Origin of the sequence: Ferrovum sp. (assembly GCF_027317285.1) — a bacterium.
Classification (GTDB): Bacteria; Pseudomonadota; Gammaproteobacteria; order Burkholderiales; family Ferrovaceae; genus Ferrovum.
In genome coordinates this window covers 1-504 of record NZ_DAHVHV010000176.1, presented here as the reverse complement: position 1 = coordinate 504, position 504 = coordinate 1, and the positions used below count along the sequence as shown (strand labels likewise).

The following is a 504-nucleotide window of genomic DNA, read 5'->3' as shown; positions in this document are numbered from 1 at the left end:
AAATCAGTTCGACACCATTTATCACGAGCACTATTCGTATCTTTCATTGACAACGGTGAAGCAGATTTTTGCACACAACGGATTGAGCGTATTTGATGTGGAGACGCTGCCCACACATGGAGGAAGCCTGCGTGTTTATGCACAACGCAAGGACACAGGCATGCGTGAAACAAGTAAAAACATAGCCAATATGCTAAAGAAAGAAGTAGATGCAGGCATGACAAGTATCGCCTTCTACACCGGATTTCAAGACAAAGCAAATCGAGTGAAAAATGATTTTTTAGCTTTTTTGATCGATGCTCGGCGTGCAGGTAAAGCTGTAGTCGGTTATGGTGCCGCAGCTAAAGGTAACACTTTGATGAATTATGCGGGCGTGCGGTCGGATTTGCTGGCTTATGTGGTGGATCGCAATCCTGCTAAGCAGGATAAATTTTTACCCGGTTGTAGAATTCCGATTGTTGGTGAATCTAAATTGAAACAAACCAGACCAGACTATGTGGTAAT

Annotated in this window: 1 pseudogene; it reads left to right on the top strand. The window is 43.5% G+C overall.

The features are described from left to right. A pseudogene (locus M6F29_RS12190) lies at positions 1-504 on the top strand (SAM-dependent methyltransferase); the annotation flags it as partial.